The organism is Bergeyella porcorum (assembly GCF_042427575.1).
In the GTDB taxonomy this organism is placed as follows: Bacteria; Bacteroidota; Bacteroidia; order Flavobacteriales; family Weeksellaceae; genus Bergeyella; species Bergeyella porcorum.
This window is the reverse complement of record NZ_JBHMFD010000001.1, coordinates 159468-174226: the sequence shown is the minus strand read 5'-3', so window position 1 is coordinate 174226 and position 14759 is coordinate 159468. Positions and strand designations below refer to the sequence as shown.

Here is a 14759-nt window from a genome sequence, read left to right as displayed (position 1 = left end):
CGTAGAGAGGGAATGTACAATGAGATTATTTTACCTCTAATTCTTTGAATATTTCAACCTTAAACCTTGAATCAAATTATGCAGGGGGCTTTAAGCGGTAATTCCATTTATCATACGAAATGCTGTCCCTGCAAGATTTTTTTAATTTGGCTAAAGCCTTTTGGACAAGACATATCAAAAGTCGGGTTAAAACCCGACCCTATTGAAAAAAATCATCAACCGCTAAGATGACAAGAATCGCAAAGCTCTATGTAAAGACTCCTGCGGAAACTTCCGAAACCTTCTCGCCGCTCAGAAAGACACTTGCGGAAACTCCGCAAGGCTCTCGCTGTAAAGAAAGACTCCTGCGGAACTTCCGAAACCTTCTCGCCGCTCGGAAAGACACTTGCGGAAACTCCCGCAAGGCTCTCGCTGTAAAGAAAGACCCCTGCGGGATACTCCGTAGCTTTGTTAGCATTGGGAAACCGCCTTGTGGTAACTCTGCTACCCTCTAAGTGTGGTGGTTATTAGAGAAGATTACTTTCTAAACTTTATATCCCAGCTTGCCCCGAGGTGAAACCATCGCTTAGGCATTGGCACGCCAAAGGCTTCTACATAGTCTGCATTGGTAAGGTTGTTGATGAGGACATACACCGTCCAGTTGTCTTTCTGGAAACTCAGTTTTTCATCTAAAAGATTGTAGCTATAGCCCGTGATGCGTTCTTGGTAACGGTAGGTTAGCTGATTATGGAAGTATTTGCCCAGTTTAGCGTCCCATTTTGCTACCAACTGATGGCGAAAATGCTCTGCTAAGTATTTGGAGAAGCTGGTTTGCTGGTCTATTTTGGTATCAATATAAGTATAGCCTACGGAGAATTTTTCTGCTAAGCCGTGGAATCGTTGGCTGATTTCTGCATCTATACCTTGCGTGAAGAGGTTGCCCACATTCTGAGAACGCCATTGGTCGGCAGTAGCATTTCGCACCCAATCGATGCCATTTTTAGAATCTCTCACGAAGTAGCTGGCTTTAATTTCGGTGTTGTTTTTAAGGAATTGATAACCTGCTTCGTAGGAAATGGCACTTTCTGGTTTTAGGTCTGGGTTGCCCAGTTCGGTACCGCTAATGTAGTACATATCAAAAAATGAAGGCACTCTATTTACTTTGGCAAGGTTTCCAAAAACTTTATGCCCATCACCCAACTGATAGCCTACATCAATACCTGGATAAAAATAGTTGCCAGAGTTGCTGATATTAGCCCAAGAGATGCCGGGGATAATGGTAAGCTTATCATCTAGGAGAGAGAATTTGTGCTCTGCAAAACCTTCTACAATGGTTCTATCTTTCTTGCCAATGCTCCAGTTTTGGGTGGTAAAGGTGGTTACATTATGGCTGCTCAGAAACTCTTTTCTTGCTGCTACACCTATCTCTGTAGTTCCCCAAGTGGAGGTATGGGCGGTATTGAGATTAAGCCCCACATTATTACCTATGGAAAGGTTTCGGTATCGGGCATAGTTGTTTCTATCAAAGGCGTACATATCTTGCCCTCTACGCCAAAATGCGGAGGTATTGATAGCCCATTGTTGCCATTGGGTTTGATAGCCTACGCTCACTATACTGGCTTGGGTCTCTTCGTATTGCTCAGTAGCTTTGGGGCTAGAGTAAAATCCGTTGGCTCCAAATTTTTTCTCTATAAAACCCGCTTGTAGATTGAGGTTTCCGTTGCCCAATGCTATTTTGGACTGATAAAATGCATTGCGAATGTCATAGTCTGTATTATACCTATAACCTTCGGAAGATTGGCTATTAATCTGGAATAGATTCTGCACCTTATCGTTTCCGAAAGTGGCACTTAGCCCCATCCCGAAAGTGGAAAAATCCCCAGCATTAGCCGATATTTTCACGGATTCTTGTCCTGATGTTTTGGTGATGATATTGATAACGCCAGAGAAAGCGTTGTTTCCAAATTTACGAGCCGCTGGACCTTTGAAGATTTCTATTTTTGCCACATTGGATAGGTCCACAGGGATATTCATCGTATTATGCCCCGTCTGTGCATCATTGAGCCGAACGCCATTAATCATTACCAAGACTTGCTCAAAAGACCCACCACGGATGCTGATGTCACTCTGCACGCCATTGGCACCTCTTCTTTGCACATCTATCCCGCTGAACTGCTGTAGCAAATCTTCTATACTGGTGGCAGGGCTGTTTTTAATCTGTTGTTGGTCTATCACGATGACATTTTCCACCACTTTAGCGTAAGGCGTGGAAAGGGTTCTCCCACTTAAAGCGATTTCATCAATGGTTTGCTCTTGGCTCTGTGCAAAATAAAACCCTGCACAAAGCAGTAGATTAACGGATAATAGTTTGATTTTCATTTTTATTATTTTTTTTGATTTATTAATTTTATTTCAGCAATAAAGGATAATCTTTGGAACTTGTCCTAAATACCCATCAAAGCCCGCAAAAATACAGAAAAAGTTTTTAATGCTATCCGATGCATAGGTGATTATTCAAAGGCATTTATAGATAGCCATTTAAAATTTGTAATTTCTGCAATAGTTTTTTCCGTACTTTTGTAGGTCTTAATTTCAACAATGGCTAAAATGTCTAAAGCAGAATCAATTGATATAAAAAAAGAAATCTTTGTAAAGAATGCCCATCTTAATAATCTGAAAAACATAGATGTACTTATTCCCAAAAATAAGTTGGTAGTCATCACAGGGGTATCGGGTAGCGGAAAATCTTCTCTGGCATTTGATACCATCTATGCAGAGGGACAACGCCGCTATGTGGAAAGCCTTAGCTCCTATGCTCGACAGTTTCTGGGCAAACTAGAAAAACCAAAGATAGACGATATCAAAGGCTTAGCTCCTTCTATTGCCATTCAGCAGAAGGTTATTTCTTCCAATCCTCGCTCTACTGTGGGAACTTCTACGGAGGTTTATGATTATCTCAAGTTGCTTTTTGCGAGAATTGGGCGTACTTTTTCTCCTATTTCTGGCGAAGAAGTAAAGAAAGATAGCGTTTCTGATGTGATAGATTTCATTAAGCATCAGAAAAAGGGTAGTGTTTTTTTGCTTAGAGCTCCTTTGGCTTTTGAAAAAGACCACTTTTCTGCCTTGCTCAATCAGTTGAAAGTTTCAGGCTTTACAAGGTTAGAAATCAATGGTAATATCGCAGGGATTGAAGATTTGGAGAGTTTCGGATTTGTCCCAGAAAATGATATGGATATCCACCTCATCATTGATAGATTTTCTTACGAAGAGGATGAAAGTTTTCTTCAACGATTGGCCGATTCTATCCAAATGGCATTTTATGAAGGTCACGGCTTTTGCTCCTTAAAAGAAATTGCTACTGAAACCTCAAAACTCAAACCTCAAAATTTAATTCTAAAATCTTTTTCTAATAAATTTGAATTAGACGGAATAGAGTTTTTAGAGCCTAATGTTCACTTTTTCAGTTTTAATAATCCCTATGGAGCTTGCCCAAAGTGTGAAGGCTATGGCAAAGTAATCGGGATAGATGAAGACTTAGTAGTACCCAATAAAAGGCTATCACTTTTTGAAGATGCTGTAGTATGCTGGAAAGGGGATACAATGCAGGAATGGAAAAAAGAATTTATAAAAAAAGCCGTAGATTTCCCTATCCATAAACCCTACTTTGAACTGAATAAAGAACAAAAAAACTTGCTTTGGAAAGGAAATGGGAATAAACATTTTCCTTGTTTGGATAATTTTTTCCAAATGCTGGAAGAGAACCTTTATAAAATTCAATATCGGGTAATGCTGTCCCGCTATAGAGGGAAAACCACTTGCCCTACCTGTGAAGGACTTAGACTACGCCCCGAAACTCAAAATGTAAAGATAGACGGGCATACCATCCAATCGCTTGTGGAGTTGCCATTGGATGAGCTTTTACCCATTATTCAGAATCTAAAACTTACGGATTATGAACAAGAAGTTGCCAAGCGATTGGTCTATGAAATCACCACAAGATTAGACTTTTTATTGAAAGTAGGTTTGGGATATCTCACCTTAAACCGAACTTCTAATACCCTTTCTGGTGGGGAATCCCAAAGAATTAACTTAGCCACCAGTTTAGGAAGTTCTTTAGTGGGCTCTATCTATATTCTGGATGAACCTAGCATTGGTTTGCATTCTCGCGACACCGAAAACCTCATTGGGGTTCTCAAAAAACTTCGCGATTTGGGAAATACCGTTATTGTAGTAGAACACGATGAAGATGTGATGCGTGCCGCGGATTATATCATAGATATTGGACCAGAAGCGGGATATTTGGGCGGAGAGCTAGTGTTTTCTGGAAACTTTGACGCCTTGAAAACCGCCAATACGCTTACTTCCCAGTACCTCACAGGAAGATTAACCATTGAAGTTCCTAAGCAAAGGAGAAAAGCCAAAGAATTTATTCACATAAAGGGAGCGAGGCAAAATAATCTAAAGAATATTGATGTGAAAATCCCGATGGAAATGCTCACTGTGATTACTGGTGTCTCTGGAAGTGGAAAATCTACGCTAATGAAGGAAATTCTGGCTAATGATATTCAAATCCAACTGGAAATGGGAGGAAAAAAAGGAGATTACGATAGCGTAGCGTTTCCTAAGCACCTCATTAAAAATATAGAACTGATAGATCAAAATCCTATTGGGAAATCCTCTCGTTCCAATCCCGTTACCTATCTTAAAGCGTACGACGATATCCGAGATTTGTTTGCCAAGCAAAAAATTTCCAAGGCAATGGGGTATAAAACCAAGCACTTTTCCTTTAATGTAGATGGCGGGCGATGTGATGCTTGCAAGGGCGAAGGCGTTATCAATGTATCAATGCAGTTTATGGCAGATATAGAGTTGGAATGCGAAGAGTGTAAGGGAACGCGTTTCAAGCCAGAGATATTGGAAGTGAAATTTGACGAAAAAAACATTTCCGATATTCTAAAAATGACGGTGGATGATGCCATTACCTTTTTTGGCGATAATAAGGAAAATAAAATTGTTACCAAACTAAAACCCTTGCAAGAGGTAGGGCTGGGCTACTTGCAGTTGGGGCAAAGTTCATCCACCCTTTCTGGTGGGGAAGCTCAGCGTGTGAAGTTGGCGTCGTTTTTAGTTAAGGGTGTTACCACAGAAAAATCCCTTTTCATCTTTGATGAGCCCTCTACGGGCTTACACTTCCACGATATCAATAAACTGATGAAATCCCTACAAGCATTGATAGAACTGGGACATTCGGTGATTGTCATAGAGCATCAGCCAGACATCATCAAGTGTGCCGATTGGATTATAGACATAGGTCCCGAAGCAGGAAAACACGGTGGTAGCATCGTCTTTGAAGGAACGCCAGAGGAAATTGTGAAATGCGAGAAATCGCTTACAGGGAAGTTTTTAAAAAGAGAAATGTAGATATCATCAATAGCGTCGGGCTTTAGCCCGATGCCCCAATAAAAAAGCAAAAGGCTTTAGCCCAATAATTCGGTTAAAGCCTTTTTTATGCTTTTGCAAATGAAGCTTTATTCTAATCTAAATAAAATGCCCTTCGGGAAAATCCCGAAGCTTGTTTCACCATTGCGAGAGCCATCGGGAAAAATTTTTGAGTAGAAAACATTGTGAAATGCCCCTCGGGGAAATCCCGAAGCCTGTTTCACCATTGCGGGAGCCTTCGGGAAAACCCCGATGGTCATTTCAGCAAGGGGGAAGCTTCGGGGAAATATTTTTAATATAAATTTGACTGATTTGATGTATTTTTATAATTTTATAAAGTAAAAATTATATAATATAAAAAACAAGTATAACAATCAGCATTGTCGAGAAGGTAGATGTATCAGCAAAAAGTGAAATTGCCTTGGTGGTAAGGCACCATAAAAAACTCCTCCTTATTTTCAAAGGAAGAGTTTTTTTAATAATTGGTAAAATGTTTACACTATACCTTCAATAATTCAATAGTTCGTTCAGGATTTTCGCTGCTAAATACGGCGTTACCTGCCACCAAAACATCAGCACCAGCATCAAAGAGTTTGTGAGCATTATCCAAATTCACTCCGCCATCTACTTGGATAAGGGCTGTGGAGCTATTGGCTAAAATCAAATCTTTGGTTTCAGCAATTTTCTTGTAAGTATTTTCAATGAATTTTTGTCCACCAAAGCCAGGGTTTACACTCATTAGTAATACCAAATCGACTTCGGAAATAATGTCTTCCAGCATCAGAACGGGTGTGGAAGGATTCAGAACAACGCCTGCCTTAGCTCCTTTATTTTGGATGAAATGAATAGTTCTGTGTAGGTGGGTACACGCTTCATAATGGACGGATACCAAATCTGCACCGTGATTGATGAACTCTTCTACATACTTCTCTGGTTCTACAATCATCAGGTGAACATCTACAAATTTCTTGGCGTGTTGCTGTACGGTTTTCATCACGGGGAAACCGAAAGAAATATTGGGTACGAAACGCCCGTCCATCACATCAATATGAAACCAATCTGCTTGGGAGTTATTAATCATTTCTATATCTCTCTGCAAATTTCCAAAGTCTGCCGAAAGCAATGAGGGAGCAATGAGTTTATTTTTCATTTTTTTTTATTTTAATTATTGAGTTTTGTAATAAGTTTTGAGTGTTAAGTGTTAAGTTTTGAGTTTAAAATCGGTAGTTAATTGTAAATGGTTAGTAGTTTGCCATTTGTTAGAAAGCTAAGATGCTAGATAGTTAGAGAATTAGAATTATTTCTTCTTTCTCCAAAAACTCAAAACTCAAAACTCGTCTAATGGTATTTCAATTTCATTGTAGGTTTTATCTTCAATAGGGTTTCGTAGATGAGTCGGATTACATTCTTTACATCTTCTTTATCCACCATCTCTACAGTGGTGTGCATATATCTTAGCGGTAATGAAATCAATGCACTTGGAACGCCCCCGTTGGAGTGGGCAAAAACATCCGTATCCGTACCCGTTACTCTGCTAGAAGCGGCTCTCTGGAACGGAATATTTTTCTCCTTTGCTGTATCTACAATCAGTTCGCGGATGTTATGATGTACACTTGGTGCAAAAAACACCACAGGACCATCACCACATTTTTGGTCGCCTTCTTTTTTCTTGTCAATCATTGGGGTAGAGGTATCGTGGGTAACATCTGTAATGATGGCGATATTCGGCTTAATGGTATCGGCAATCATATCTGCTCCATAAAGTCCTACCTCTTCCTGCACAGAATTAACGATATACAAACCAAAAGGCAATTTGTCTTTATTTTCCTTGATGAGCCTTGCCACTTCGGCAATCATAAAACCACCAATTCTATTATCCAAAGCACGGCATACAAAATAGCGGTCGTTCATTTCAAAGAATTCATCAGGGTAGGTAATCATACAGCCTACTTCAATGCCCAAATCCAAAACTTCTTGCTTGGTTTTAGCACCACAGTCTATAAAAATGTTTTCTATTTTGGGCGTAACTTCCTTCTCAGCTCCAATTCTGGTATGGATGGCAGGCCAACCGAAAACACCTTTCACAATGCCTTTTTCACCGTGGATGTTCACGATTTTGGATGGGGCTATCATCTGGTCAGAGCCACCATTTCTAATCACATAGATGAGTCCATCATCAGAAATATAATTGACATACCAAGAGATTTCATCAGCGTGGGCTTCTATTACCACTTTAAACTCAGCTTTGGGATTAATCACCCCATACGCAGTGCCATAATGGTCTACCTCTATTTTATCTACAAAGGGTTTTAGATACTTCATCCAGATTTCTTGCCCAGCTCTTTCATAGCCTGTAGGAGAAGCCACATTAAGGTACTCTTCTAAAAATTTCAAAGATTTTTGTTCAAATTTCATTAAAAGGAATGTTTTTTGTAGGGTTAAAGTTTCACTTAATAGCGATGTAAAAGTAATGAAATTCTATAATATATTCTGCATCTCTTTTTTGTTTTTAAGTTTAGAGGCTTATTCGCAGAAAGATGTTTTGGCAAAACCCTTGAATCAGTATCCCCAAGAAGCTCTTCAGAAAGATGAGTTTGGGAATCTATATTACTATGATGCAAGGCAAAAAGCTAAGATTTATGAAATTAATGGCGAAACAGTAGTGGTGATGGATGAGCTGGTGCTACAGAAAAAACCTATTTTTAATAATCAGCTGGACAAAAATTATTATTACTTTATTAATAAAAAACTCAATAGAGTCTATCCGCTATTTTTAACCGCTTTGCAACAGTATCGGGATTTGAATACGATAACTTCTTCAATGGAAGATGGAGAAAAACGCCGATTTCTACGCCAAAAACAAGAGGAATTGGCAGACCAATATGAAGCTCAACTAAGAGACCTTACCACCACCGAGGGGCAAGTGTTCGCAAAACTGATGAACAGAGCAACGGGTAAAACGGTCTATGAAATCATCCGAGAATTGCGTGGCGGCTGGAGTGCTTTTTGGTGGAATGTGAAGGGAAAAGCAGCAGACATAGAGCTGAAAAGAGAGTATAATCCTCGTCTTTATAGAGAGGATGAGTTTTTGGAATCTTTATTGCAAAGCAATTGGAATGTAGGATATCTAATGCCTTATCCTGGTTATCAGGATTTTAAGGTGAAGCGGTAAGAGCTAAAATTCAAAGTTTTAAAATTTAATGTTCAAAATTTAAAGATTTTTCAATTTTTCAAATACAATTTTATCGATAGGTAATGTGAATGGATTTTCATCTTGTATGGAAATCCATTTAATTTGGCTAATGCTAGGATCTGTGATGTTCAGTTGTTGTAGATTCACAATATCTACCTGATAGTAAATGGTAAGCAGTTGCTCATTTTCACGGAAACGCGATGCTACAAAATCTTCTTGAGTATAAAAGTGTTGGATATTATCAATTTTAAGATTCAGCTCTTCTTCAAACTCACGATGAAGGCAGTCTATAAGCCCCTCTCCAAACTCCAATCCACCCCCAGGGAGCTTGATAAGGCGTTCCCCAGCATACATTTCATCCAAAACCAAAATTCTCTGATTTTGAATGCAGATACCATATACTCTTACATTAATATTAGGATTCATAAGTAATATTGATTTTTAGCCAATTATCGTTTCCAAGCATTCAGCATTTCTCGCTTTCCCGGAGGGCCTTGCAATTTTTCCACTTCAAAATGAAGACCTTGTAAAATTCTTCTCACACTGCCTTTGGAAGAGTAGGTGGTAAGCAGTCCTCCAGAGCTCATTTTATGAGCAACCAATTCAAAAAGAGGCTGTTCCCAAAGGTCTGGCTGTACTCTAGCACCAAAACAATCAAAGTAAACCAAATCTATATCAGGAAGGGCAATATCAGAAAGTTGGAAAAAATCGGTTTCTATTTTGGTGAGGAAAAAATTGGGAATTATTTCCACGGATTCTCCCCACGGTGTCTGGTGAATTTTATGGTTTATCTCCGTCAATAATTCATCATCAAAGAGTGATGCGTAGTCTAATTCTTCGATTTCGGAGGGTAAAACGGGATATTTTTCCAGTCCAAAATAATGGATGATGGTATTTTTTTTTGTTTTTAAAAATTCATCAATTGTCACCAAAACATTAAGACCTGTTCCTAAACCTAATTCTAAAATATTAATTTCCTTTTTTTCTATGCGATTTAATCCGTTTTTTATAAATACGTGTTTAGCCTCCTGTAATGCCCCGTGATGAGAATGATACCCTTCATTTAACTCATTGATAAATAAAGTTTTACTGCCGTCGTTAGTGATTTTTATCTCTCTTTTCATAATATTTATTTGCCAAAATTAAATTAAATTTATAAATTTAGAAAATTAAAAATATACAATTAAACCTATAAATTTTTGCTAAAAAAATGATAATAGAAAAATCTTCAAATCCAAGAATTGGAAACTTTGATCCGGAAAATTTTGACTTCGGGGATCACTTTATAGACCATATGGTAATCTGTGAATATGAAAACGGGCAATGGAACGAGCCTAAAGTAATGCCTTATGGGCCTCTTAGTTTTACCCCAGCTAATATGACTTTCAACTACGGACAGGCGTGTTTTGAAGGGATGAAGGCATATAAAGATAAGGAGGGGGATGTATTTTTGTTCAGACCAGAGAAAAATTTCAAGCGTATCAACAAGTCTGCGGTGCGTTTGGCAATGCCAGAGGTACCAGAGGAAGTCTTTATGAACGGGCTAAAAGCTCTGATGGATGTGGATAGAGCGTGGATACCTAGTGCAGAAGGCACATCACTTTACATTCGTCCGCTGATTTTTGCTACAGAAGAAGCTCTAAAAGCAAGAATTTCCAATAAATATATGTTTGCTATTGTAGCAACGCCTGTGAAGAGTTATTATACCAAACCAGTTTCTGTAAAAATTTCAGATTATTATTCTAGAGCAGCAAGTGGTGGAGTAGGAGCAGCGAAAGCAGCAGGAAACTATGCAGGAGCATTTTATCCTACGCAATTGGCAATCAAAGAAGGCTACGAGCAGGTGATTTGGACAGATGATGCTACCCACGAGTATTTTGAAGAAAGTGGAACAATGAATGTCTTTGTGAGAATTAATAATACCATATACACGCCTAAAACATCAGATAAAATATTAGACGGTGTTACCAGAGACAGCTTTATCCAATTGGCTAAACGCAGAGGTATAGAAGTGGTAGAAGGTGATGTTAAAGTGAAAGATGTATTGGACGCTCACGCAAAAGGAGAGCTTAAGGAAGTGTGGGGAGTAGGAACCGCAGTAGTAACCAGTGTTTTTGAAGCTTTAGGATACAAAGGTGAAAAGTATGAGTTACCAAAACTGCCAGAAGGAGAAAGCTATGCAATGTTGCTGAAAAAAGATTTGGTGGATATCCAAACCAATGTAGCAGAAGACCCATTTGGATGGAGAGTGAAAGTAGAGGAAGGCTTCGCAGAAACTTTATAAATTAGGATTAAACCATCTATAAAAAGTACAATCTTTCCCTCCTTAGGAAAAGATTGTGCTTTTTTCTTTTGTGAATTATAATGAAAAAATTGTATTTTCGCGTTTGTAATTTATGAAAAAGGTATTGGTTTTCGTTTTGCTATCTGCGGTGGTCTCTTGTATAAAGCAGACGCCCCATCCTCCTGTAGGAGGAATTCTATCTAAGGAAGATTTGAATATTTCTAAAAATCGTTCAAAATTACTGAATGAAATGGAAATAAAGCAGATACAAGATTGGATACAGAACCAAAAACAAAGTTTTTATCCTATGGGGCTTAATTATTGGACAAATGTAGCCCTTCTTTCTCAGAGAGCCAAGAAACAAGATGGAGAAATCGTTTCTTATCAATATGATGTTTACGATTTTGATGGTACAAAGATGTATGAAAAACCAGTAGAAAAACAATCTGTTTTCTTGGGAAAATTTGAGGAGCTAAGGGCGGTGGAAGATGCCGTACGTTATTTAGAACAAGGGGAAGAAGCTACCCTTTTGGTGCCATCTGTTTTGGGCTTTGGAACTTATGGTGATGGAGATAAAATTTCTAATGATATGCCTCTAATCATTAAACTAAAAATATTAAACTGAGAGAATGATAACAAAATCAAAATTAATTTTAGCATTAGCGTCTGTATCGCTAATAAGTTGTACACCAATATATAAGAAAATGAATGTAGAAAAACAATTGTACGAAAGCCTAAGTGATGGGCTCTATGCCAACTTGCAAACCTCCAAAGGAGATATGCTGGTAAAGTTTGAAGATGAAAAATCACCTGTAACCGTGGCCAACTTCGTAGGCTTGGCAGAGGGTAAAATTGAAAACACATCAAAGAAAAAAGGAGAGCCTTACTATGATGGAACCATCTTTCACAGAGTGATTGAAAACTTTATGATTCAAGGTGGTGACCCAAAGGGAACGGGAATGGGCGACCCAGGGTATAAGTTTGAAGATGAAAAAAATGACCTAAAACACACAGGAAAAGGCTTCTTATCTATGGCAAACTCTGGACCCAATACCAATGGTTCTCAGTTTTTCATCACTCAAGTGGCAACGCCTTGGCTTGATGGAAAGCACACCATCTTCGGAAAAGTGGTAAGTGGGGAAACCGTGATTGATGAAATCGCAAAGGTAGAAAAAGGAGCTCAGGATAAGCCGAAAGTAGATGTGGTATTAGAAAAAGTATCTGTATTCGGGAAAGGAGATGCTTACAAAAATTATGATGCCGCCAAGGTATTTGAAGAAGGAAAAGGAAAAATACAGGAGAAAAACAAAGCGTTTGTAGCCAAGCAAGAGGAAGAAGCTAGAAAAAAATTAGAAGAACTAAAGGCTGGTATGGAAACTACAGCGTCTGGTTTAATGTACAAAATCACTAAAAAAGGAGAAGGAAAAAAAGCGGAGAAAGGTAATGTGGTAGCTGTGCACTACGCTGGAAAATTGACCAACGGAATGGAGTTTGACAATTCTTTCAAAAGGGGAGAGCCTATTGAATTTCCTGTAGGTAACGGAATGGTTATCAAAGGATGGGATGAGGGAATTTTATTGCTCAATGAAGGTGACGAAGCTACATTCCTTATTCCGCCAGATTTAGCCTATGGTGCAAGAGGTGCAGGAGGGGTAATTCCACCAAATGCTTGGTTGATTTTCGATGTAAAATTGGAAAAAGTAAAGTAATATTTTAACCATCAAAACCGTTTCGTAGTCTGAAACGGTTTTTTTTATACCCTGTGTAAAGGTTTTAAAATTTTAAATTTAGTCATTGGAAAATATTTAATTGGTAATATTAAATACTTGAAATATGAAAGCTTTTATTAAAATTTTATTTTTAGGCGGTGTAGTGTTTACTTTGAGTTCTTGCTATACCTCTTCGCAAGGGACGGTTTATGGGGCTCCAGATGGCACCATCTATCGTAGTGGTGAAGTGTATAGAGATCGCAACGGAAATGTGTACAGAGATGGCGTCATTGTAAGAACTAACAATAGAAAACATCTTCCTCCAGGACAAGCTAAAAAAGTTTATGGAGGTGACGCTAAAGATTATGCCCCTGGACAACAAAAGAAAAAACACCATAAACACAATAAAGATGGGCATAAAAAAGGAAAGAATAAAAATAGAAGGTAATGGCTCAATTTGAAAATCCCTCGCATATCTTGATATGTGAGGGATTTTGATGATATTAATAAAGATTTTAACCTTTTAGATTCCTAGCTTTTTAACATAAATAATCTATCCTTTCAATTTTCAATAGGGTAGGGTTTTACCGCGACTTTTAAGATAGTTTTTCCAAAAGGCTTTAGCCTAATTAAAAAATCTTGCTATGATAGCACACATTCTAAGCGGAAAATAGTGTGCTTAAAACCTAATGCGTAATCAAAGTTTTTTATTAGATAGCTTTAGAAATCTATAAACCAATAAAATAGCAGAAATAGTAAGCCCTAGACCTAAGGCAATCCACATTCCAAAAGCTCCCATATTAAGCGTTACACAGAGGAAATAGCCCAGTGGGATGGTAATCACCCAATAGGAAATAAATGTGATGTAGCTTGGTATTTTTACATCTTGGATGCCCCTCAAAATTCCCAAAGTGGTCACCTGTATACCATCCGAAAGTTGGAACAATGCCGCAATAATCAGAAGTTTTGATGCCAATTGGATAACTTCTATATCTTCCTTTTTGGTAAAATAAGTGGGTAAAATATCTCTCCCGATGATGAAGACCAAGCCGCAAATTGCCATAAAAATGAAAGTCAGTTTCAGATTATTGATGCCAATAGCTCTTAGTTCTAAAAAATTTCTTTCTCCAAATTTTCTTCCCACCATTACCGTAGAAGCTACGCTAAAACCTACACACAGATTGAAGGTAAACGAAGCCATACTCAGGGCAATCTGATGAGAGGCTATATCCTTAGCCGAAACCAAACCACAGATGAACGCAGCTCCTGCAAAAGCCGTCACTTCAAAAAACATTTGCAAAGCTGTAGGAAGTCCCAATTTTAACATTTTAGAAAACATCGATTGCGTGAAGAGAGAGATTTTTAAAGAAAAATCCTTAATGTAGCGTCTTGTGGTATTATGGTTTAGCATTACAAAAAATAGAAATACCACCATAAATACCCTTGCAACCAAAGTAGCCAATGCTGAGCCTTTAACACCCATTGCAGGAAAACCAAACATCCCTTTGATAAAAACATAATTAAGAGCAACATTGATGACATTGGCAATGATAGTTGCCTTGGTAACTCCAATGGTAAAGCCGAGACCTTCTGAAACTTCTCGCATTGTCTGAAACATCATAAATGGAATAATGCTGAATGCCATTACAGTAAGAAAAGTGGTAGTATCTGGAATAATTTCTTTGGGCTGGTCTAGATGGTAAAGAAGTGGACGAAATAGCAGCAAAAGCACCATTAGGACAAAACCAACAGCGATATTCAGTACAAAACCGTGGCGAAATACGGAGTTGATTCTGCTATGGTCATTCTGAGAATGAGCTTCGGAAACCAAAGGCGGTATGGCAAAGGAAATTCCCAATCCGAAAATGAACATAGAGAAAAATAGTGCATTGCCCAGAGAAACTGCAGCTAAGGCATTAGACCCTAAAAGATTTCCTACAATGATATTATCAAAAAGGTTTACAGAAACTTGTCCCAATTGCGTGAGCATTACAGGAAGAGCCAGTTTTAGGGTTTCTTTTGTATAGTTTTTATTAATGAAAATCATAATCGAAAAAAATCAATTTACAAAGGTAATAAAATAGAATATAGCTTAAATGCACGAAATTATGTTTTGAATACATTTACTAAATAGTATACTAATTATCAATGTGTT

The 14759-nt window shown here is 38.2% G+C and carries 14 protein-coding genes; 7 read left to right on the top strand and 7 right to left on the bottom strand.

Translation table 11 applies throughout. The annotated features are described in order from the left end of the window. Nucleotides 1-227: 227 nt before the first annotated feature. Nucleotides 228-494, top strand: a complete 267-nt coding sequence (locus ACFFUE_RS00750) for a hypothetical protein (RefSeq protein WP_376831930.1) — start codon at nt 228-230, stop codon at nt 492-494. 22 nt (nt 495-516) lie between these two features. On the opposite strand, the gene ACFFUE_RS00745 is transcribed toward ACFFUE_RS00750, so the two are convergent. Next, nucleotides 517-2358: a TonB-dependent receptor plug domain-containing protein gene (locus tag ACFFUE_RS00745; protein ID WP_376831928.1), complete on the bottom strand. Its 1842-nt coding sequence runs from the start codon at nt 2356-2358 to the stop codon at nt 517-519. A gap of 228 nt (nt 2359-2586) precedes the next feature. Between ACFFUE_RS00745 and uvrA the strand changes: the two genes are divergently transcribed. Further along, nucleotides 2587-5400 (top strand): excinuclease ABC subunit UvrA, encoded by a 2814-nt coding sequence (gene uvrA, locus ACFFUE_RS00740; protein ID WP_376831926.1) that lies wholly within the window; start codon nt 2587-2589, stop codon nt 5398-5400. A gap of 107 nt (nt 5401-5507) precedes the next feature. On the opposite strand, the gene ACFFUE_RS00735 is transcribed toward uvrA, so the two are convergent. From ACFFUE_RS00735 to ACFFUE_RS00725, 3 genes are all read right to left on the bottom strand, one after another. Beyond that, nucleotides 5508-5678, bottom strand: coding sequence for a hypothetical protein (locus tag ACFFUE_RS00735; RefSeq protein ID WP_376831924.1), 171 nt, complete (start codon nt 5676-5678; stop codon nt 5508-5510). Nucleotides 5679-5917: 239 nt separating this feature from the next. After that, entirely contained in the window at nt 5918-6568 is a 651-nt protein-coding gene (rpe, locus tag ACFFUE_RS00730; RefSeq protein ID WP_327984608.1) for a ribulose-phosphate 3-epimerase, read from the bottom strand. 188 nt (nt 6569-6756) lie between these two features. Continuing rightward, a complete protein-coding gene (locus ACFFUE_RS00725; RefSeq protein ID WP_376831922.1) occupies nt 6757-7833 on the bottom strand; it encodes a M42 family metallopeptidase in 1077 nt (358 codons plus the stop codon). A 55-nt stretch (nt 7834-7888) separates the two neighbouring features. On the opposite strand from ACFFUE_RS00725, the gene ACFFUE_RS00720 reads away from it, so the two are divergent. Then, entirely contained in the window at nt 7889-8590 is a 702-nt protein-coding gene (locus ACFFUE_RS00720; protein WP_376831920.1) for a DUF4294 domain-containing protein, read from the top strand. Nucleotides 8591-8629: 39 nt separating this feature from the next. Here the strand turns inward: ACFFUE_RS00720 and ACFFUE_RS00715 are convergent, their stop codons facing one another. Together ACFFUE_RS00715 and mnmC2 are read right to left on the bottom strand one after the other, a co-directional pair. After that, nucleotides 8630-9037 (bottom strand): NUDIX domain-containing protein, encoded by a 408-nt coding sequence (locus ACFFUE_RS00715; protein ID WP_376831918.1) that lies wholly within the window; start codon nt 9035-9037, stop codon nt 8630-8632. 23 nt (nt 9038-9060) lie between these two features. Next, on the bottom strand, nt 9061-9735 hold the full coding sequence (gene mnmC2, locus ACFFUE_RS00710; RefSeq protein WP_376831916.1) for a tRNA (5-methylaminomethyl-2-thiouridine)(34)-methyltransferase MnmC2: 675 nt from the start codon (nt 9733-9735) through the stop codon (nt 9061-9063). An 86-nt stretch (nt 9736-9821) separates the two neighbouring features. Here mnmC2 and ACFFUE_RS00705 point away from each other — a divergent pair, with 86 nt between their 5' ends. The 4 genes from ACFFUE_RS00705 to ACFFUE_RS00690 all read left to right on the top strand — a co-directional run bounded on the left by ACFFUE_RS00705 (nt 9822) and on the right by ACFFUE_RS00690 (nt 13052). Next, on the top strand, nt 9822-10895 hold the full coding sequence (locus ACFFUE_RS00705) for a branched-chain amino acid aminotransferase (RefSeq protein WP_376831914.1): 1074 nt from the start codon (nt 9822-9824) through the stop codon (nt 10893-10895). 112 nt (nt 10896-11007) lie between these two features. Beyond that, on the top strand, nt 11008-11520 hold the full coding sequence (locus tag ACFFUE_RS00700) for an FKBP-type peptidyl-prolyl cis-trans isomerase (RefSeq protein ID WP_376831912.1): 513 nt from the start codon (nt 11008-11010) through the stop codon (nt 11518-11520). Nucleotides 11521-11599: 79 nt separating this feature from the next. Continuing rightward, nucleotides 11600-12604 (top strand): peptidylprolyl isomerase, encoded by a 1005-nt coding sequence (locus ACFFUE_RS00695; protein WP_376832206.1) that lies wholly within the window; start codon nt 11600-11602, stop codon nt 12602-12604. A gap of 124 nt (nt 12605-12728) precedes the next feature. Next, nucleotides 12729-13052: a hypothetical protein gene (locus tag ACFFUE_RS00690; protein ID WP_376831910.1), complete on the top strand. Its 324-nt coding sequence runs from the start codon at nt 12729-12731 to the stop codon at nt 13050-13052. A gap of 249 nt (nt 13053-13301) precedes the next feature. Here ACFFUE_RS00690 and ACFFUE_RS00685 read toward each other — a convergent pair whose 3' ends face one another. Then, complete coding sequence (locus ACFFUE_RS00685) at nt 13302-14651, bottom strand: MATE family efflux transporter (protein WP_376831908.1); 1350 nt, start codon at nt 14649-14651, stop codon at nt 13302-13304. Nucleotides 14652-14759 lie beyond the last annotated feature (108 nt).